The 17643-nt window shown below is 65.5% G+C and carries 17 protein-coding genes; 5 read left to right on the top strand and 12 right to left on the bottom strand.

The window, feature by feature from the left end; all coding sequences use genetic code 11:
* The first annotated feature begins 168 nt into the window (after nucleotides 1-168).
* The 3 genes from EBE87_RS23765 to EBE87_RS23755 all read left to right on the top strand — a co-directional run bounded on the left by EBE87_RS23765 (nucleotide 169) and on the right by EBE87_RS23755 (nucleotide 3665).
* A complete protein-coding gene (locus EBE87_RS23765) occupies nucleotides 169-1788 on the top strand; it encodes an ABC transporter substrate-binding protein (protein WP_233553199.1) in 1620 nt (539 codons plus the stop codon).
* 94 nt (nucleotides 1789-1882) lie between these two features.
* Nucleotides 1883-2629, top strand: a complete 747-nt coding sequence (locus EBE87_RS23760) for a creatininase family protein (protein ID WP_120638357.1) — start codon at nucleotides 1883-1885, stop codon at nucleotides 2627-2629.
* Nucleotides 2630-2699: 70 nt separating this feature from the next.
* Nucleotides 2700-3665 carry a Bug family tripartite tricarboxylate transporter substrate binding protein gene (locus EBE87_RS23755; RefSeq protein ID WP_199707369.1) on the top strand — a complete coding sequence of 322 codons (966 nt, stop codon included), beginning with the start codon at nucleotides 2700-2702 and terminating at the stop codon, nucleotides 3663-3665.
* Between the two features lie 433 nt (nucleotides 3666-4098).
* On the opposite strand, the gene EBE87_RS23750 is transcribed toward EBE87_RS23755, so the two are convergent.
* The 9 genes from EBE87_RS23750 to EBE87_RS23710 all read right to left on the bottom strand — a co-directional run bounded on the left by EBE87_RS23750 (nucleotide 4099) and on the right by EBE87_RS23710 (nucleotide 13505).
* Nucleotides 4099-5085, bottom strand: coding sequence for a LysR substrate-binding domain-containing protein (locus tag EBE87_RS23750; RefSeq protein ID WP_120638358.1), 987 nt, complete (start codon nucleotides 5083-5085; stop codon nucleotides 4099-4101).
* A gap of 65 nt (nucleotides 5086-5150) precedes the next feature.
* Nucleotides 5151-6353: a CaiB/BaiF CoA transferase family protein gene (locus EBE87_RS23745; protein WP_120638359.1), complete on the bottom strand. Its 1203-nt coding sequence runs from the start codon at nucleotides 6351-6353 to the stop codon at nucleotides 5151-5153.
* A gap of 10 nt (nucleotides 6354-6363) precedes the next feature.
* Nucleotides 6364-7485, bottom strand: a complete 1122-nt coding sequence (locus EBE87_RS23740; RefSeq protein WP_199707371.1) for a zinc-binding dehydrogenase — start codon at nucleotides 7483-7485, stop codon at nucleotides 6364-6366.
* A 19-nt stretch (nucleotides 7486-7504) separates the two neighbouring features.
* Entirely contained in the window at nucleotides 7505-8788 is a 1284-nt protein-coding gene (locus EBE87_RS23735) for a TRAP transporter large permease (protein ID WP_120638361.1), read from the bottom strand.
* Complete coding sequence (locus EBE87_RS23730) at nucleotides 8779-9363, bottom strand: TRAP transporter small permease (RefSeq protein ID WP_120638362.1); 585 nt, start codon at nucleotides 9361-9363, stop codon at nucleotides 8779-8781. Before EBE87_RS23730 ends, EBE87_RS23735 begins: the two co-directional genes overlap by 10 nt.
* Before the next feature lie 4 nt (nucleotides 9364-9367).
* Nucleotides 9368-10375, bottom strand: coding sequence for a TRAP transporter substrate-binding protein (locus EBE87_RS23725; protein ID WP_120638363.1), 1008 nt, complete (start codon nucleotides 10373-10375; stop codon nucleotides 9368-9370).
* Nucleotides 10376-10563: 188 nt separating this feature from the next.
* The gene (locus EBE87_RS23720; protein WP_120638374.1) at nucleotides 10564-11541 is read right to left on the bottom strand and encodes a Bug family tripartite tricarboxylate transporter substrate binding protein; all 978 of its coding nucleotides are present in this window, start codon (nucleotides 11539-11541) and stop codon (nucleotides 10564-10566) included.
* Nucleotides 11542-11599: 58 nt separating this feature from the next.
* Nucleotides 11600-12469 carry an HpcH/HpaI aldolase/citrate lyase family protein gene (locus EBE87_RS23715; protein WP_120638364.1) on the bottom strand — a complete coding sequence of 290 codons (870 nt, stop codon included), beginning with the start codon at nucleotides 12467-12469 and terminating at the stop codon, nucleotides 11600-11602.
* Between the two features lie 346 nt (nucleotides 12470-12815).
* Nucleotides 12816-13505 carry a thermonuclease family protein gene (locus tag EBE87_RS23710; RefSeq protein ID WP_120638365.1) on the bottom strand — a complete coding sequence of 230 codons (690 nt, stop codon included), beginning with the start codon at nucleotides 13503-13505 and terminating at the stop codon, nucleotides 12816-12818.
* Between the two features lie 366 nt (nucleotides 13506-13871).
* On the opposite strand from EBE87_RS23710, the gene EBE87_RS30535 reads away from it, so the two are divergent.
* On the top strand, nucleotides 13872-14087 hold the full coding sequence (locus tag EBE87_RS30535; protein WP_199707373.1) for a DUF1127 domain-containing protein: 216 nt from the start codon (nucleotides 13872-13874) through the stop codon (nucleotides 14085-14087).
* Nucleotides 14088-14247: 160 nt separating this feature from the next.
* Here the strand turns inward: EBE87_RS30535 and EBE87_RS23700 are convergent, their stop codons facing one another.
* Nucleotides 14248-15144 (bottom strand): fructose bisphosphate aldolase, encoded by an 897-nt coding sequence (locus EBE87_RS23700; protein WP_120638366.1) that lies wholly within the window; start codon nucleotides 15142-15144, stop codon nucleotides 14248-14250.
* 109 nt (nucleotides 15145-15253) lie between these two features.
* Nucleotides 15254-15769 (bottom strand): DUF421 domain-containing protein, encoded by a 516-nt coding sequence (locus EBE87_RS23695; RefSeq protein WP_120638367.1) that lies wholly within the window; start codon nucleotides 15767-15769, stop codon nucleotides 15254-15256.
* Between the two features lie 131 nt (nucleotides 15770-15900).
* Between EBE87_RS23695 and EBE87_RS23690 the strand changes: the two genes are divergently transcribed.
* Nucleotides 15901-17178, top strand: a complete 1278-nt coding sequence (locus EBE87_RS23690) for a DUF2254 domain-containing protein (protein WP_120638368.1) — start codon at nucleotides 15901-15903, stop codon at nucleotides 17176-17178.
* A gap of 38 nt (nucleotides 17179-17216) precedes the next feature.
* On the opposite strand, the gene EBE87_RS23685 is transcribed toward EBE87_RS23690, so the two are convergent.
* On the bottom strand, nucleotides 17217-17573 hold the full coding sequence (locus EBE87_RS23685) for a cation:proton antiporter domain-containing protein (RefSeq protein ID WP_120638369.1): 357 nt from the start codon (nucleotides 17571-17573) through the stop codon (nucleotides 17217-17219).
* Nucleotides 17574-17643: the final 70 nt, after the last annotated feature.

Genomic DNA, 17643 nt, shown 5'->3' with positions numbered 1-17643 from the left:
CGCGGCTGATCCGATTTGTTGTCCAATGTAGATTGCAAACGTTCAGATTTGCAATCTGCCACCCGACGGCAAGAGACGAACCTTGATGAAGCCCAGACCATTGACCGATCAGGCAACGTACTGAACAGTCAACGATCCAATAAACCATCAGATGAGGACAGGAACGCCATGCAGTTCGCAAAGAGCTTGACCCGCAGTTTGATGCTGGGAAGCACTGTTGCTCTAGCAGCGGCAGCGCCGGCACGCGCGGCATCGACCCTGGTGGTATGCACCGAGGCAAGCCCAGATTCGTTGAACGCGGCACTGAGCACCGCCAATACGAGCTTCGATGTCACCGAACAGATCGCCGATCGGCTGGTCGAGATGGAAGTTGGTGGCTCGACGCTCAAGCCGGCTCTGGCCGAATCCTGGACCATTTCTGAGGATGGGCTCCGTTACACCTTTAAGCTGCGCCGTGGGGTGAAGTTCCACTCCAGCGCTAGTTTCAAGCCGGCGCGTGAATTCAATGCAGACGATGTCGTCTTCACTTACAACCGGATGCTCGATCACTCGAGCCCCTGGTACAAGGTGGGCGGCAGCTATGATATGTTCTCATCCTTCATTGAACCCGCACTGCAGTCGGTCACAAAGCTGGATGATCATACAGTCGTCCTGACCCTGAAGAAGCCTTCCGCGTCCTTTCTGAACGCGCTGTCGATACAGTCTCTTTCGATCCAGTCGGCTGAGTACGCCGCGGCAATGGAGAAGGCCGGGACGCAGTCTCGGCTGGATCAGCAGCCCATCGGCACTGGTCCTTTCCAGTTGCTGCAATACCAGAAGGACAGCCTGATCCGTTTCCGCGCCTTCCGTGAGTTCTGGGGTGCAGGTGGCGGCATGCCAGAGCGCGCGGCGAAGGTGGACAATCTTGTCTTCTCTATCACCCCGGATCCCGCCGTGCGGCTGGCCAAGCTGCAAGCCAATGAATGTCAGATTGCGCGCTATCCCAATGCCGCTGACCTGAAGCGTATCCGGACGACGCCAAACCTGACGCTGCAGGAAGCGACAATCGCCTCGACCAGCTATCTGGCCATGCGTACGGACCATAAGCCCTTTGACGATGTGCGCGTGCGCCGCGCCCTCGCCATGGCCATTGATATGAAGAGCTTGGTCGAGGCTGTGTATCAGGGGACCGGAACCCCTGCCGCGTCGTTGGTCCCGCCGAGCATGTGGGGCACCAACGCGGATCTCAAGCCATTTGACTACGATCCTCAGGCCGCCAAGGCATTATTGGCTGAAGCAGGCTTGGCCAGTGGCTTTAGTACGGACCTGTGGGCAATTCCCGTGGCGCGTGCCTATATGCCGAACGGACGCCGCGCCGCCGAGATGATTCAGGCGGATTGGGCCAAGATCGGCGTCACGGCGAAGATCGTTTCCTTTGAATGGGGCGAGTATCTGCGGCGCCGGCGCATGGGTGAAGGTGATGTCGGCATGAGTGGCGGCACCTGGGACTTTCCTGATCCCAGCCAGATGGTAGTCAGCCTGACCTGCGAGAACATGAAAACCGGCCGCAACGTCGCTAATTGGTGCAACCAGGTTTATAGCGATCTCGTAGACAAGGCTGGGGTTCTATCTGACCAGAGCCAGCGCGCTGCGCTTTATCAGCAGGCCCAGCAGGTCCTCCATGATGACGTTCCAGTGGTCTTCTTCGCGGATGCGAAGGCCTTCGTGGCGCTGCGTAGCAATGTGCAGGGATTCAAGCTGCATTTCCTGGGCGGGCAACCCTTCGGCGGCGTGAGCGTCGGCGACTAAGCTACGTATCACTCCCGGTACCCTGACGGGGCGCATCCGCAGGCCTTGCGGCAGTGTGGCTCCCTATTCAATCAAGACATCGAGGAGATGTAAGGTGCAGCTTGCCCTATCCACTTGGCACGAAGTCGAAAACTATCTGAAGTCATCCGATGGTATCATCATCCCCATCGGATCGACCGAGCAGCATGGGCCGAATGGACTGATCGGCACAGACCATCTTTGCTCGGAGGTTGTAGCCAGGGGCGTGGGTGACCGCATCGGCTGCGCCGTCGCGCCAACCCTGGCCTATGGCATGTCTCAACATCATCTCTCCTTCGCGGGTTCTGCCACCCTGCGGCCGAGTACCCTGATGTTGGTAGTACGCGATGTGGTGCAGTCCCTTGCCGTGCATGGCTTCCGCCATTTCTTCTTCATCAATGGCCATGGTGGCAACGTCGCCACGGTGGCCGCGGGTTTTGACGAGATGTATGCCGGCGTGTCGTTGAGCGATGGCACCAAGCCTGTTCGCTGCAAGATGATGCTCTGGTCCAATGGACCGCGTGCGAAAGCACTGGCGGCGGAGCTCTATGGCAACGCGAACGGCAGCCACGCCACGGCAGCTGAAGTGTCCTTGGTACAGTACTACTGCCCCGAGCACGTCAAGTATGCACAGATGTCGCCGAAGGTCGCTCCGTCGGGCCATCCTTTCTTCGAGGCGGAGCATTACCGTGCTACTTATGCAGATGGCCGGATCGGCTCAGACCCATCGCTGTCCACGCCTGAGCATGGCGCGCTGCTCTTCGCAGCGGCAGTCGACGATATGGTTGAACAGTATCAAGCCTTTCTGAAATGTGGTGGCTGATATCTGCCCCGCCCTCGATCAGCGGCCTAACCATCCAATTCTAAAAAAACCAAAACAGGGAAAGTTCACGATGACGTCCATGCGCCGGTCTGAATTCCTGGTCCTCGCCTCGGCAACGGCCTGTGCGGCCTTTACCGGAGGCGCCGCGGCCCAGAGCTTCCCGTCCCGTCCGATCGAGATCGTGGTTCCGGTGGCGCCGGGCGGCGGCACGGACATCGTGGCGCGCGCCTTTGCCGAGGTTGCCCGGAAGTACCTGCCGCAGCCGATGGTTGTGCTGAACCGTCCAGGCGCGAGCGGCGCGATCGGGATGCAGGAGGTGCTGAACGCCCGCCCTGATGGCTACAAGGTTGGGCTGGTCTATTCCGATCTTGCGATCCTGCCGGGGCTGAAGCGGGTCCGCTTCTCCTCCGACGACTTCAACATGATTGCATTGCTGAATGCCGATCCGGGCTCCGTGGTGGTGCCGGTGGACTCGCCGTGGCGCAGCATTGAGGACATGGTCGCCGAGGCGAAGCGCCGGCCGGGTACGGTGAAGCTCGGCAATAGCGGGCCCGGCTCGATCTGGCACATGGCTGCGGCGGCCATGGAGGACAAGGTCGGCGCCGAGTTCCTCCATGTCCCGTTCACCGGCTCGGCGCCGGGCCTGGCGGCACTGATGGGCAACCACCTGGAGGCCGTGGCGACCAGCCCTGGCGAAGCCTCGGCCTACGTGCAGGGCGGAAAGATGCGCATCTTGGCGGTGATGGCCGAGGAACGAGCCTCGGACTTCCCGGAGGTCCCGACGCTGAAGGAGCGCGGCTTCGACGTGTCGGTCAGCGTATGGCGCGGACTGGCTGTACACCACAGCACGCCTGCCCCGGTAGTCGCCACGCTGACGGAGGTGGCGCGCAGGACTGCCGAGGACCCGGCCTTCCGCGACGCCCTAGCCCGGGCCAGCCTCACCTTCACCTATGCTGATGGTGACGCCTTCAGGGCCCTCGCCAATCACGACCGCGAGGTGTTTCGTCAACTGATCGAGCGTCTACATATTGAGTGATACTGCCGGGCGGAGAATCCGACCGTCCGCATCAAATGGCCGCCCAAACTGCGTACGAAGTGGGCGTCAGGATGACAGCGAGCAACGAAGGAGAAGCCACGCTGCGGCGGATTCTAGCGATGCATGTAATGCTGGACGAGGCACGGAAGACAAGTTAGGCAGCCAACCGTCCCGCCGGAAGATTAACCGCAGCATGCGATCCTGAAGAGCCTGCTTCTGCGGCATACGAAAGAAGGTGTAGTCCAGTATCAAGTGGCGGAATGAGCGTGGGGCGCCACAATTCTGGCCGTAGCTGCTGTTGTTCAGGAACGGTTTGACTGATCCTGAGTGCTGCCCGCGATAGAACGAGCGCTGGATCTGCGCGATAGCTTTAAGCTTAACGCTTTAGATGCTTGTAGCCCGATCTGAAATTAGTGCCACGCACTTGGCCGGATTATGCGCTCAGGCGCCTTGCCCTCCACTCCTTTGTTTCCGCTAGTTCAACGAGGATGTTTGCAGCCAGGCGGACGACAGCCGTTGTGGCCCCTGACGACGGCCGGTTCAGCGGCGTTGCCACGGACACTGTCCGCTGAAACCCCGGTTCAACAATGCGGAAGGTGTGGAGCTTTGGTAAACCGGTGCCATCTAGCGGCGCGCCGAAATGCCGGGCAGCGAGCGAGCAGATCGTCGAGCCATGCCCCCTTCGCACGAGCTCGAAAATCTGCGGAGAGGCATCGATCTCGATCGCGATGTCGAGCGGCACGTCATGACGGCGCGCTGTGGCTTCCACCACGCTTCGGAGCCCATGTTCTGGGCCTGGCATCACCAGCCTCAAGTGGCTGAGTGCCCGCATCGGTATCTCAGCGTGCTCGTTCAGGAACGGGTGCAGCAGCGAAGGATCGCAGGTCCCGAGATAAAGATCCTCCTCAAGAATCGGTTTGACGGAGGCGCCGCTGTCTTCCGGCGTGTAGGTTCCGAACAGAAGGGTGGCGTCGAGCATTCCTTCACGCAGCCAACGCGTAAGATAGCCTGACATGCTCTCCACGACGCGCAGTCGGATCTGGGGAAACTCCTGAAGGCATCTCTCGATCAGCGGAACGCTAAGGATGCCGATCAGCGATCCGGGGATGCCAAGCCGCACCACGCCCAAGGGTACTTTGTCCCGCCCGAGGATGCTGGCCTTGGCATCCTCGGCCTGCTTGAGGATCGCGTAAGAGTGTACCAGAAACTCGCGAGCTTGGTCGGTCAGGGACAGGCCGCGGGCCCAGCGCACGAACAGGGTGGTCCCGAGTTCATCCTCAAGGTTCTTCAACCGCGCACTGAGCGCGGGCGGACTGCTGTTAAGGGTCTTCGCCGCCGCCATCAGGGAGCCGGCTTCGGCTATGGCCACAAAGGCGCGGAGGTCTCGAAGGTCCATGGTCCTGCCGAGGTGAAGAGACATCGCTGTCTCCTCATCTCGTCGTTAGCTCAAGCCTTCTCGTCCGCGTGCCCCAATGCGGGCACCCGTTACCTGCCTTCGCCGTACGACCCAGGGCTGCCCAGCCCCAGTTCGCGGCGCAACTCCTCCGTGTGCTCGCCCACCGCCGGCGCCGGGCGACGCAGCGGGGAAGGAGTGGCGGAGAAGCGCGGGATGACGTTGTGCATGGGGATCGCGCCCATGTCCCGGTCGGCCACCTCGATGATGGCTTCCCGCCCCTGGACGAAGGGATGGTCCAGCAGTTCGGCGACCGAATGGACCGGCCCCACCGTCACCCCCGCCGCGTCGAACAGCGCCAGGTTCTCGGCCTGGCTGCGGGTCGCGATGAAGGCGCCGATGATGGCATCCAGTTCGTTGCGGTTCGCGACGCGCGCGGCGTTGTCCACGAAGCGCGGGTCCGTCTTCAGCTCCGGCCGCCCGATCGTGTCGAAGATGCGCTCTGCCATGGACTGCATGGAACCGGACAGCGCCACATAGGCACCGTCCGCGCAGGCATAGACGTTGCGCGGCGCCGTGTGGGAGGACTGGTTGCCCGACCGCATGGTGGGCTTGCCGGTCAGGCGCACATGCGCCGCCTCGGCCCCCACCATGGCGTGGATCGGCTCGAACAGGGACAGGTCGATCACCTGCCCCGGCGCCCCGCCCCGCTCCACCGCGCGCAGCGCCGCCAAGGTGGCGGAAGCGCCGTAGAGGCCGGCCACCATGTCCGCCATGGCCAGGGGCGGCAGGGTGGGCGGCTTGTCGGCGTGGCCGTTCATGAAGGCCCAGCCGGACATCGCCTCCACCAGCGTGCCGAAGCCCGGGCGCAGGCGCCACGGACCGGTCTGCCCCCAGCCGGAGATGCGGAGAATGACGAGGCCGGGGTTGCGCGCGTGCAGCACCTCCGGCCCCATGCCCCAGCGCTCCAGCGTGCCGGGCAGGAAGTTCTCGACGAGCACTTGGCTGCTGTCGATCAGGCGCAGCAGCAGGTCGCGGCCCTCGGTCTCGTGGATGTCCAGTGCCACGCTGCGCTTGTTGCGGGAATAGACCTTCCAGAAGACCTCGATCCCCTCGACCCGCCAGTTCCTGAGGTCGTCGCCCTTGCCGGGGCGCTCGATCTTGATGACGTCCCCGCCGTAGTCGGCGAGCACATGCGTCGTCATGTTCCCCGCCACCAGGCGCGACATGTCGACGATCCTCACCCCGTCCAGCGGTCCCCGGCCGTCCAGCGTAAACTGCACCACTCCTGCCATCTGCGTCGCCTCAGCTCATCACGATCAGCGGCTTGATTTCTTCCAGCCGGTGCATGCGCTCCAGCGCGGTGTTCACCTCGTCCAGCGTGTAGCGGCCGGTGATCATCCGCTCGAACGGGATACGGTCGAGATGCGCCGAGGCGAACTGCAGCGCCTTCCAGTAGGACTTCGCGTCGCCCGAGAAGGAGCCGATGACGCGGATGTTCTTCTTGACGATGGTGGAGGGGCTGAAGGTGGTAGTGCCGCCGCCGAGCTGACCGACGGTGACGTAGCGCCCGCCCTTCCTGACCAGGTCGATCCCCTCGCCGAAGGCATCGGGATGGCCGGTGAACTCCATCACCACATCGGGGCCACGCCCCTCCGTCAGGGCGCGGATCTCAGCCGCGCGGTCCACGTGGGTGGTGCCCTGGATGCTGAAGGTGTGGGTGGCGCCGAACTCCCGCGCCAGGGCCAGGCGGTCGTCCGGCGCGCCGATGACGCTGACGCTGCGCGCCCCCGCCACGCGGGCCACGGCGGCGGCCAGGATGCCCAGCGGCCCGGCGCCCTGGATGGCGACGTGCTCGGACGGGTCCAGCCCGCCCAGGTTCTCGAAGGCGTTCATCACCGAGCGGAAGGCGCAGCTGCACAGGCTGGCCACCGCGTCGCTCAGGTTGTCGGGCACGCGGATGCGGCCGGATTCCGGCAGCACGTAGCCGTATTCCGAGAAGCCGCCGAGAAGGTAGGGCGGCTTCTCGATGTTCTCGTACATGTAGGCGCGGCGGTTCTCGCAGAGCGTCGGCTGGCGCGCGACGGTGCACCAGTAACAGCTGCCGCAAGCCGTGTGCGTCCACAGGATGCGATCGCCGATGGCGAGGGGCTGGCCGACGCTGTCGCGTTCGGCGCCTTCGCCGATGGCGACGATGCGGCCAACCATCTCATGGCCGAGGATCACCGGAAGATCGACGGCCAGGGACAGATTGCCGCGGGACAGGTGCACGTCCGTGCCGCAGATGGAGCAGGCGGTGGTGCGTACCATCAGCGCGCCGGGCTCCGGCCCGCGAGGGACCGGCACGCACTCGATGGTCACTGGCCTCCCCATCTGCCGGACCACGGCCGCGCGGGAGAATTCGGGAAGGGTGGTGTCGCCGTTCATGGTGATGGTGTCCAGGCGGTCAGAGGTAACGGAACCAGAGGGTGGCGAAGGGCACGAAGGTGATGACGGCCTGCCCGATCAGCGCCGCCGCGAAGAACCAGCCGAGATAGGGAAGCATGTCGCCCAGCCGCACCTTGGCGGCGCGGGCGGCGACATAAAGGTTGGCCGCCATGGGCGGGGTCAGCAGCCCGATCTCGAGGTTGGTCGCGATGATGATGCCGAAATGCACGGGGTCGATACCGAAGCGCTCCGCCGCCGGTGCCAGCAGCGGCCCCATCAGCAGAATGGAGGCGTTGGTTTCCATGAATGTGCCAACCAGCAGCAGCACCACGTTCACCGTCAGCAGGAAGGCGATGGGGCTGTCGATGTACGTCGCCAGCCATACCGCGATGTCCTGTGGCACCTGGTTCAGCACCATGGCGCGGTTGAAAATGCCGGTCATGGCGATGATGACCAGGATGCTGGAGCCCGTGATGGCGGCGGCGCGGAAGGACCGCGCGAAGCCCCTGCGGTCGATCAGCCGCCGGGCCAGGGATACGGCGACGGCGTAGAGGCAGCCGACCGCCGCCGCCTCGGTCGGCGTCATGATGCCGCCGTAGATGCCGCCGAGGATCACCACCGGCAGCAGAACCGCCGAGAGCGAATTCAGCAGGATGCGGGAGGGCGGCCGACGCTCCAGCGGGCCCGCGCCGCCCTCGATCCTGGTTTCCTGGCCGTTCTTCAGCAGCCGGCGCGACAGCACCGCGTGCACCACCAGGAACAGCACGGCCATCAGCAGGGCCGGCAGCATGGTGGCGGTGAAGAGCTGCGAGATCGAGACGCCGACGGTCGCGCCGTAGAGGATGAGGGGGATGGAGGGCGGCACCAGCACGCCGAGCAGACCGGCGGAGGAGGTCAGCGAGGCCGTGTAGGCCGGCGGATAGCCGCGCTTCGCCATCTCCGGGCTAACAATGCCGCCGACCGCGGCGACCGTAGCCACCGAGGAGCCGGTGATCGCCCCCATCATGGCGGAGGCCGCCACGGTGATGTAGCCGAAGGCCGCCCGGATGCGGCGGAGCATCAGGTCCGCCAGCGCGATGAGCTGGGCGGCCATGCCGCTGCAGTTCATCAGCTCCCCGGTCAGCATGAACAGCGGGATGGCCACTAGCGGGTAGCTGGAGATCTCCTCGTAGGGGATGTTGCTGAGGCCGGAGATGGAAACGCCGAAGCTGCCCATCTGCAGGAAGACGACAAGGCCGAAGGTGGCGGCCAGCGGCGCGCCCAGGACCAGGAAGAGGGCCATCAGCCCAAAGGTCAACGCCACAGCTCAAGCCCTCCCAGGGGCCGTCCGGCCAGGGCCCGCCAGATGTCCATGCCGGCATGGAAGGCCATCAGGACCGCGCCCGCCAGCACGAAGCCGACAGGAACGACGATGGGCGTGCCGAAGTCGATCAGCTTCTCGCCGGAGGAGCGGGCATAGTCGAAAAGGTCCCAGGCCAGGGCGATGAAGGTGAGGGCGAAGACCAGCGTCAGCAGCGCGGCGATGGCCTCCAGGCCGCGGCGCAGCGGCCCGGGCCGCAGCATCTCGACGATGTCGGCCGTGAGATGGCGGCGGAGGTAGCTGCACAGCGCGCCGCCCACGAAGGTCAGCGGCGACATGGCGACCATGGCCCATTCGCCGGTGTCGCTGATGGGCAGGTTGAAGGTGCGGATCACCACCGACATGCCGACGGCGCCGATGGCGACCGCGAGCGCCGCGATGACCACCGCTTCCTCGACGCGGGCGAGCACCCGCTCGCCGCGCATCACGCGGTCCAGCAGGGAAAGCTGGCCCGGCGCCACCTCGGCGCCGGACGTGCGACTGGCGCCGCTCACGGGCAGTGCCTCGTCCGGTGCCATGCGCTCATTCCGTCCGGGCCGCCGCGGCCATCTCCCGCCGCAGCTCGGCCAGGCGCTCCGCGCCGTAGACAGATTCCAGCTTCTGCCAGCCGATCTGGCCGATGCGCGCGAATTCCGCCATCGCCTCCTGGCTCGGCACGGTGACGGTGACCCCGCCCGCGCGGAGCTTCTGCAGGAATTCTTCGTTGGCCGCGCGGTTCAGCGCATTGCCCTGCCGCGCCGCGTCCAGCGCCGCCTGGCGGACAATGGCGCGCTTGTCCTCCGCGAGGCCGTTCCAGAAGCGGGCACTGACGGTGACGGCGCCCATGGCGTAGACGTGGTTGGTCAGCGTCATGTAGCGCTGCGCCTCGAACAGGCGCGAGTTGTAGGTGATGCTGGCGCCGTTGTCCTGGCCGTCCACCGTGCCCTGCTGCAGCGCCACGAAGAGGTTGGGCATCGGCATGGTCACCGCCTGGGCGCCGGCGGCCTCGAAGAAGCTGCGGATGGCGGCGGAGCCGGGTACGCGGATCTTCAGGCCGCGCAGGTCGGCCGCGGCGTTGACGGGCTGGCGGGAATTGGTGACGGCGCGGAAATCCAGCTCGAAATAGGCCAGGGCGACCATGTTGTGCTTGGCCAGCGTGCCGGTCAGCGTACGCTGCAGAATCCCCTCGGGGTTGTAGAAGATCCGGTCGACCTGCCGCGTGTCGGTCGCGATGTAGGGCAGGTAGTGGATGTCCAGCAGTGGGTCGAGGCCCGAGAGCGAGCCGACGTTCAGGAAGGCGAAGTCGAGCCCGCCGCGGCTGAGGTCGCGGCCCAGCGCCTCGTCACCGCCAAGCTGGCTGTTCGGGAACACCGTGATGTCGATTTCCCCGTTGGTGCGCTCCTTCACCAGCCGTGCGAAGATCTGGCTGGCTTCGTCCGCCGCGTTGCCCTGCGCGAAGACATGGCCGAGGCGCGCGCGGGCCGCCGAAGCGTCCTGCAAGGGAGCAGCGCAGGCGAGAACTGCCAGAACGGCGAGAACCAACTTCCTCATGACGCCCTCCGTGCTTGTTTTTCTTGTGCGTTCCGGCCTTCGGGCCGTTTACGGGCGAGCTTCGACGCCTCGGCGGGATTGGTGAAGGCCGGAATTCGTGAAGCGGCCTTCCAGAAACCCGAAGGCTGCCCGACCTGCTTTCGCGCCGCCGGACAGCTTCGCGGACGGTGCCGGGCCTCCTTCGTTCCTCAGTCCGGCCTGATATTCGCCACCTGGACCAACTCGCTCATGCGGAGCCGGTGCTGGGTGAGCCAGGCGGTGAAATCCGCCCGGCTGCTGCCCACGGTCTGCGCGCCGAGCTGGTCCAGCCGCTGCCGCACCTCCGGCACAGCGAGCGCGGCCCGGGCCGCTGCCCCGATTTGCTCCAGCACGGCGTCCGGGGTTCCCACCGGGGCGTAGAGGCCGGCCCATTCGTTGATGTCGAAGCCCGGATAGGTCTCGGCAATGGCGGGGACCTGCGGCAGCGGTGCGATGCGGGATAGGCTGGACACCGCCAGCGGCCGCAGCTTGCCGTCCTGCACCAGCGCCAGCACAGCCGAGACGGAGGCGAAAGTGAAGCTGATCTGGTTCGCCAGGAGGTCCTGCACCGCCGGGCCGCCGCCGCGATAGGCGACCTGGGTGACGTCCATTCCCGCGTGCCAAGCGAGGGAAGCGCAGGCGAGGTGCCCCGCCGAGCCGTTGCCCGGCGTGCCATAGGAAAGGGCGCCGGGCTGTTGCTTCGCGAGGGCGACCAGTTCCGCGACGCTGTTCACCGGCAGGGAGGGATGAACGGCCAGGATCTGCGGCGACACGGTCAACTGCGTGATCGGCGCGAAATCCCGCGCATAGTCGAAGGGCAGGTTGCGGTAGAGCGCGTGGTTCGAACCGTGGGCCGCGGCATCGACCAGCAGGTTGTAGCCGTCCTTCGGGGCGCGCGCGATCTCGGCGGCGCCGAGCGTGCCCGTGGCGCCGGGGCGGTTCTCCACCACCATGGGCTGGCCGAGGGATTGCGTCATCGGCGCGGCGACCAGCCGCGCCGAGGCATCCGTGCTGCCGCCAGGTGCGTAGGGCAGGACGATTCGGATGGCGCGTTGCGGCCAGCCCTCCTGCGCCCGCGCGAGGGATGTCGGCACGGCAAGCGCAGCCAAGCCCGGGAGCAGGCCGCGGCGCCGGAGTTCAAGCTTCATCATTTCCTCCTTTGTTCTTGCGCGGTGGCGGTCTTCGCCGCCCGTTCCGCCATTCCGTCTATCCTGCCAGGGCCAGGATTTCCTCCGCGCGGCGAACAACCGGCGCGTCCACCATTTTTCCATCAATGGGGAAGGCGCCGCGTCCCTCCGCCCGGGCCGCGGCATCCGCCGTCACCACGCGGTGAGCCCAGTCCAACTCCTCCGGCGTCGGAGTGAAAGCCTGGTTCAGCGGCTCGACCTGGGAGGGATGCACGATCATGGCGCCGCGGAAACCCAGTCGCCGCGCGCGCCGGGCCATCTCGGCGAAGGCCGGGATATCGGAGTAAGCGCCGATGCTCCCCACGAAGCCGAGTGGTAGGATTCCCGCCGCGCGCGCCGCACACAGTACGGCGTAATTCGGCGTCAGCAGCGCATCGGGCTCCGGCACACCGCCCATTGCCGCCGAGTAGTCCTCCGGCCCCAGCGTCATCGCTGCCACGCGCGGATGCGCCCCGGCGATGGCCGGCAGCGCAAACAGGGCCCTTGGCGTTTCCACCTGCAGGATGAATTTGATCTCACCCAAAGGCAGGCCCTGCTCCCGCTCAAGCTCTGCGACCGTGTCCGCCACATCACGAACGAAGCCTGCATCCTCTACCTTTGGAAGCACCAGCGCCGTGAGCCCCGGCATCACCGCCGCTTCCAGATCCTGCCCGATATATCTGAGATTGTGATTCACCCGCACCATTGCTGCTGTGCCGTTGCAGGTGATGCTGGTGATGGAGTCCCGCAACATCGCGCGTCCTTCCGGCTTCTTCTGCGCCGGCACAGCATCCTCCAGGTCTAGAATCACGCCATCTGCGCCACGCTCGTTCGCACGAGCGATGAAACGTTCGACGTTGGCGGGAACGAAGAGAAGCGAGCGCCATCGCGGCGCAGCGGATCCGCTCATGCAACATAAACCTCTGTAGTGGTTCCGGAAGGAAGATCCTCCCTCGACAGACAGGGCGCCCGATTCCAGTGCCCCGTGTCATTGCAACCACGCCTCGGGTTCCATCGTCCAGAGTATTGGCTTCTGAGCGGGGCGTAACGTCTGCCTGCGGATGATGGTCTCCGCCGCTTCCAGGCAAATGCGCTTTGATGTTGAGGCAGCCATCAAGAACAGGCTGAACGTATGGAGACGATGCCCTGGTGCGCAGTGCGCGTGGTTCGCTTACAGTGACTTATCAGTACAAGATAACTCGTGCCTCACGTGCTGGATGGTGGAGCGAACGGGCGTTGCCGTAATCGGCAGCTTGTCAGCGGCAGAGTTGCTCGCAGGGCACGCCATCGCGGTCACCATCCAGCCGGCTCAGCCCGCACTGACGGAAGTAGAACTGCGCCTCGGCGCAGCTGCTCATCTGGGTGCAGTAGCGCTTGCTGCCGCAGCTCAGGTCAGCAGTGCTGCTGGAGGACGCCGCAGTCCCTGCCCTCCCCGCTGCTGATGGCTGCACGGTTGCGGTGGCCCGGCCGCCATTCCGCCGCCAGACCCAGGGTGGCACTTGTTCACTGGCCGGCAGAGCCCAGAGGCCACGCTTCGCCTGGCGGGCTTCCGCCTCCAACGGCGGCAACATCGGATCTCGGTTGTACTGGCGGTAGACCCAGGCGGCGCCGCGGCGCACCAGCTCGGCGTTGATATCCAGAGACCCGGCCCAGACCCGGCCGACGGTGCGGCCGTAATGGTCGGTGTCTTCCACCGTCACGCGGACCTGCTTGCGAAAGGCGAGCGCCGAGAGTTCCTGCTGAGCCCGGGTGCCGTAGGGCTGCCGGCTTTCCGGTGCGTCGATGCCGTAGAGGCGCACCCACACCTGCCGGCGCTCCGGCGTCAGCAGGGTCAGGGTATCGCCATCCTGGATGCCGACCACCTGCCCCAGGAGGTCGGCAGCGAGAGCGGGCGATGTGGTGAGCAGCAGGGCGACCAGCAGCAGGCGATGGAAGAGCATCAGCATGGCCAGAGCATAGCGGCCGTCCTGCCGGTCACCGAGACGGCCGCGTGCCGTTACCAGATCGCAGAAAAGTGGTGCCGCCTTTACCGGGCGTTAAGCAGGCCCTGCTACACCATCCGTACTGCGGCGGCGTGGTGAACGCCCTAATCGGTGACAGGCCCTGATCGGACCGGCGCCGGCCATATGGCCGGCGTGGAAGGGAGCAAGCAGATCAGAACCTGCCTGGTGGGAGCGATCCTGCCAAGCGGCTTCTGAGCATGCGCGCAGATCATCAATTTCGTTGATGAAAAACATCACAGCAATTCGTTTTCGTGATAGAGCTGCGTCAACTACTCTCTGTTCATCCGAGGTACTCGGACGCAGGAGGTCATGATGGCGACGCACATTGTCTCATCTCCGTGTCTCGTTCCTAGCTACAACAATCTCGGCCTGCGTCGGATTTGGCGCATGGTCGGCGCCATGCTGCAGGCTCACCGAACTCGCCGACTGCTAGGTGAAATGGATGCTCGTCTCCTGGCTGATATTGGCACGAGCCGTGCTGAGGCCACTACAGAGGCGAACCGCCCATTCTGGGACATCCGCTGAATAAAGTTGCATATCCAGCACGATAACCCGTCAACCCGGTGTCACATGAGTAGCTGAGCGCAGGATGCCGCAATGCGGCCCACAACCGGGTCTGGCCGAAAGCGGTCGGGCGGCTTTGGCATGGAAGCCGAGTTGAAGCGGACGTAGGGATGCAGCCTCGTCAATGCTTATCGACTGAGGCCGCGTAGATCTCTTCCACCGCTGCCTCAAGCGCAACGTTGAACTCGTCATCCGACATCGAACGCCTCAGGTCCTCAAGCAGTGCGCGCGAGAAGCTTCCGATCAGCCCGTGGTTGCGCGCAAGCCTCTCACATGCTTCGTGGCGGGTGTAGCCACCCGACAGCGCGACCACACGGGCGACGCGCGCATGCTCGACCAGTGGCAAGTAGAAGTCAGGCTGTTCCGGAATCGTGAGCTTGAGCATGACCTGGCGACCTTCGGGAAGGGCGTCGAGCCCCTTCTTGATCTCATCCCGAAGAATGGCCTCGGCGTCCGCCTTGTCAGGGCTCTTGATCAGAACCTCGGGCTCAAGGATCGGTATCAGGCCGTGGGCCGCGATTTTCTCGCCGATCTCGAATTGTTGCCGCGCGATCGCGGCGATGCCCTGCTGATCGGCGAGCCGGATGGTCGACCGCATCTTGGTGCCAGCCACCCCCAACTTGACCGCGCGCTCCAACAGGGCATCGAGCTCGGGCATGGGCTTCATCAGGCTCACGCCATTGCTCTCGGCTTCCAGGCCCTTGTCGACCTTCACGAATGGGACCACGCCGCGCTCTTCCCACAGGAAAGACGGAACGGACCGCCCCTCCACCTGGCCATCCATCGTTTGTTCGAACAGGATCGTCCCAATCACCTTGCTGCCGGTGAAGGCGGGAGCAGTGATGATCCTGGTGCGCATTTCGTGCATCAGCCGAAACATCTCGGCCTGGCTGCCATAGTCGCTTTCGGGCACCCCGTAGAGCTTGAGGGCGCCTGGAGTCGAGCCGCCGCTCTGGTCGAGCGCCGCAATGAAGCCAGGGTTGTTAGTGACTTGGGCGACCATCCTTGCATCGGCCATGGGCATCTCCTCTCGAACAAGGGGGCTTCAGCAATCGATATGGCCTATCCAGTCGGCCTTTGAACAGGGAGGCGCATGTCCATGAGTGTCGGCACAATCGCTCGGCCGGTCAGGGTAAGACCATTGGTGAAGGATGCCCGTTCTCGCTCGGGGATGCGGAGTCCTGCCGTATGACGGAGAAGCTCCCGTCGGTCTCCAGAACGACCGCGCCGACGGCCTGAAGCGAGGCGATACCCTGCGCACGGGCAGCAGCCTGGACCTCGTCCTTGGTCACACGTTCCCGCCGCATGGCCTCGGGCAGGAAGCGGCCGTCGCGCAGCAGGAGGCAGGGCTCCGCCTTGACGAGGGTTCGCACACGGTCGGAGCGGACCGAGAGCCAGGTGATGGTGTATTGCAGCAAGACGAGGAGCGCGAAGGCCACCACGCCCTCGGCGAGGGCGACGTCCTTGCTCAGCAGCACGGTCGCCAGGGTGGAGCCGAGCGCGACCGTCACGACCAAGTCGAAGGCGTTCATCTTGGAGAGCGTGCGCTTGCCCGTTGTCCGGAGCAGCAGCACCAGGGCGACATAGGCGAGGGTTCCGACCGCCACGACCCGCAGCAGCCCCATCCAGCTGTCAAAGAACATGCCGCTACTCCTTCTGCCTGGACCTCAACCTTCGGACCACCTTGCCGTTGCGAAGGGAGAGCGGCGTCCTGCCGGGCCAGTGAGGAGGATGGACCATGAGCGGTCCCGGCGGACCCCACTCGGAGGTGTTTATGAGCACCGCCTTGCGCGAGCGGCTGGAGGCACTCGGCGACGCCTTCTGGCTGCGTCCGGCGATCCTTGTCCTGCTCGGCCTCATCCTGGGTCAGGGGGCGGTCTGGACAGAAGAGGGGGGCTGGGCGCGATCCATCCTTCCTGCGGGCTGGCTCTACGCGGGCGGCGAAGCGGGCGCCCGCGCCCTTCTGGGCGCCATCGCCACCTCCACCATTGGCGTCGCAGGCACCACCTTCTCCATCACGGTGGCCGCGCTCTCCCTCGCCTCCGGTCAGATGGGGCCGCGGCTGCTGCGGAACTTCGTCCGCGACGCGGGGAATCAGGTTGCCCTGGGAGTGTTCCTCGGCACCTTCGTCTACGCCCTGGTCGTGCTGCGGACCGTGCGCTCCGTGGAGGAAGGGACCTTCGTGCCCCATCTCGGGGTCACCGGCGCCCTCGTCCTCGCCCTGCTCTGCGTCGGCACGCTCACCTGGTTCGTTCATCACATCGCCTCCGGCATCAACGTCGAGACCGTGATTGGCACGGTCCACGCGGAACTGCGGGATGCGGTTGTCCGGCTGACCCTCGACCATCCGGATCCGGGGCCGATCGGCCCTGCCCCGGAGGGGCGAGCCATCACCGCAGAGGAAGGCGGGTACCTCCGGGCGCTCGGCGAGGAAGGGCTCGCCAACTGGGCGGCTGAGCATGATGCGACCCTGCACCTGCTCGTGCGCCCGGGTGATTACGTCTTCACCGGCGCAGCCGTGGCCACGGTATCGCCACCGGCACTGGCCAAGGAGGCGATGGAGCGGGTGCGCGACGCCATGAGCCTCGGCGACCGGCGGGCTGCGGCGCAGGATCTGGAGTTTGCCGTGCGCCAGCTTGCCGAGGTCGCGGTCCGCGCCCTCTCGCCCGGCATCAACGACCCGTTCACCGCCATGGCGGTGCTCGACCGCTTTGGTGACGTGCTCTGCGGCATGACGGACCGTCACCTGCCGGGCTCGGCCGTGCTTCGGGACGGGCGCGTTGTCTTATTCCGGCGCGCGGTGGACTACGACGGGTTGCTCGACGCCATGTTCCACATGATTCGGCAGAACGGCGCGGGCTCGGCCGCCGTCCTCCTCCGCCTCATGAAGATCCTGGGCGCCGTGCTGGCGGTGGAGCAGGCGCCGGAACGCGGCGCCGCGCTGCGCCGTCACGCCGACCTCGCCCTCGCGGCAGGGCGGCAGAGCCTGGGCGAGCGGGCCGCGGTGGAAGATCTCGAGGTGCGCTTCGCCGCTCTGCCGCGGAGACCCTGACCGCCGCTGGGCCGGAAAGGCGACGGCCACCTGTTGACCTAGGCATGCTTTGCCTTGTCGGTGAGCAGGGTATGTCGCACGACCAGCCCGAGAGTCGAGCCTTGGATGATGATGGAGAAGAGCACCACTGCATAGGTCGCGGTGAGGAGCGTTGACTTCTCCGGGACGTCCGGCAGTGACAGCGCGAGGGCCACAGAGACCCCCCCGTGGACCCCGGCCCAGGTGAGGAAGGGAATGTTGCGCGCCGACAGGCGACCGGACCAGGGGAACAGCAGCAGCGGAGCGGAGACGGCGACGAGGCGGGCAACGAGTACGATCGGCACCGCTGCCGCCGCAACCGCCCGCGCGGTGGCTTCGAAGCGCAGCACGAGCACCTTGAGGCGACTTTGTTGCACGGACTAGCGGCTTGGGCGCGGTGAGCCTTACGGGTAGCTCGGGTCAGGCAAGTCGGGCCCACTCCGGACG

This window comes from Teichococcus wenyumeiae (assembly GCF_003696345.1).
GTDB lineage: Bacteria > Pseudomonadota > Alphaproteobacteria > Acetobacterales > Acetobacteraceae > Pseudoroseomonas > Pseudoroseomonas wenyumeiae.
This window is presented reverse-complemented; position numbering and strand designations above follow the sequence as displayed.

Excerpts from the sequence above, each read along its gene's own strand:
- EBE87_RS23765 (WP_233553199.1), top strand. The coding sequence starts at position 169 with ATGCAGTTCGCAAAGAGCTTGACCCGCAGTTTGATGCTGGGAAGCACT.
- EBE87_RS23755 (WP_199707369.1), top strand. The coding sequence starts at position 2,700 with ATGACGTCCATGCGCCGGTCTGAATTCCTGGTCCTCGCCTCGGCAACG.
- EBE87_RS23750 (WP_120638358.1), bottom strand. The coding sequence starts at position 5,085 with ATGTCTCTTCACCTCGGCAGGACCATGGACCTTCGAGACCTCCGCGCC.
- EBE87_RS23745 (WP_120638359.1), bottom strand. The coding sequence starts at position 6,353 with ATGGCAGGAGTGGTGCAGTTTACGCTGGACGGCCGGGGACCGCTGGAC.
- EBE87_RS23740 (WP_199707371.1), bottom strand. The coding sequence starts at position 7,485 with ATGAACGGCGACACCACCCTTCCCGAATTCTCCCGCGCGGCCGTGGTC.
- EBE87_RS23730 (WP_120638362.1), bottom strand. The coding sequence starts at position 9,363 with ATGGCACCGGACGAGGCACTGCCCGTGAGCGGCGCCAGTCGCACGTCC.
- EBE87_RS23725 (WP_120638363.1), bottom strand. The coding sequence starts at position 10,375 with ATGAGGAAGTTGGTTCTCGCCGTTCTGGCAGTTCTCGCCTGCGCTGCT.
- EBE87_RS23720 (WP_120638374.1), bottom strand. The coding sequence starts at position 11,541 with ATGAAGCTTGAACTCCGGCGCCGCGGCCTGCTCCCGGGCTTGGCTGCG.
- EBE87_RS23715 (WP_120638364.1), bottom strand. The coding sequence starts at position 12,469 with ATGAGCGGATCCGCTGCGCCGCGATGGCGCTCGCTTCTCTTCGTTCCC.
- EBE87_RS23710 (WP_120638365.1), bottom strand. The coding sequence starts at position 13,505 with ATGCTGATGCTCTTCCATCGCCTGCTGCTGGTCGCCCTGCTGCTCACC.
- EBE87_RS30535 (WP_199707373.1), top strand. The coding sequence starts at position 13,872 with ATGATGGCGACGCACATTGTCTCATCTCCGTGTCTCGTTCCTAGCTAC.
- EBE87_RS23700 (WP_120638366.1), bottom strand. The coding sequence starts at position 15,144 with ATGGCCGATGCAAGGATGGTCGCCCAAGTCACTAACAACCCTGGCTTC.
- EBE87_RS23695 (WP_120638367.1), bottom strand. The coding sequence starts at position 15,769 with ATGTTCTTTGACAGCTGGATGGGGCTGCTGCGGGTCGTGGCGGTCGGA.
- EBE87_RS23690 (WP_120638368.1), top strand. The coding sequence starts at position 15,901 with ATGAGCACCGCCTTGCGCGAGCGGCTGGAGGCACTCGGCGACGCCTTC.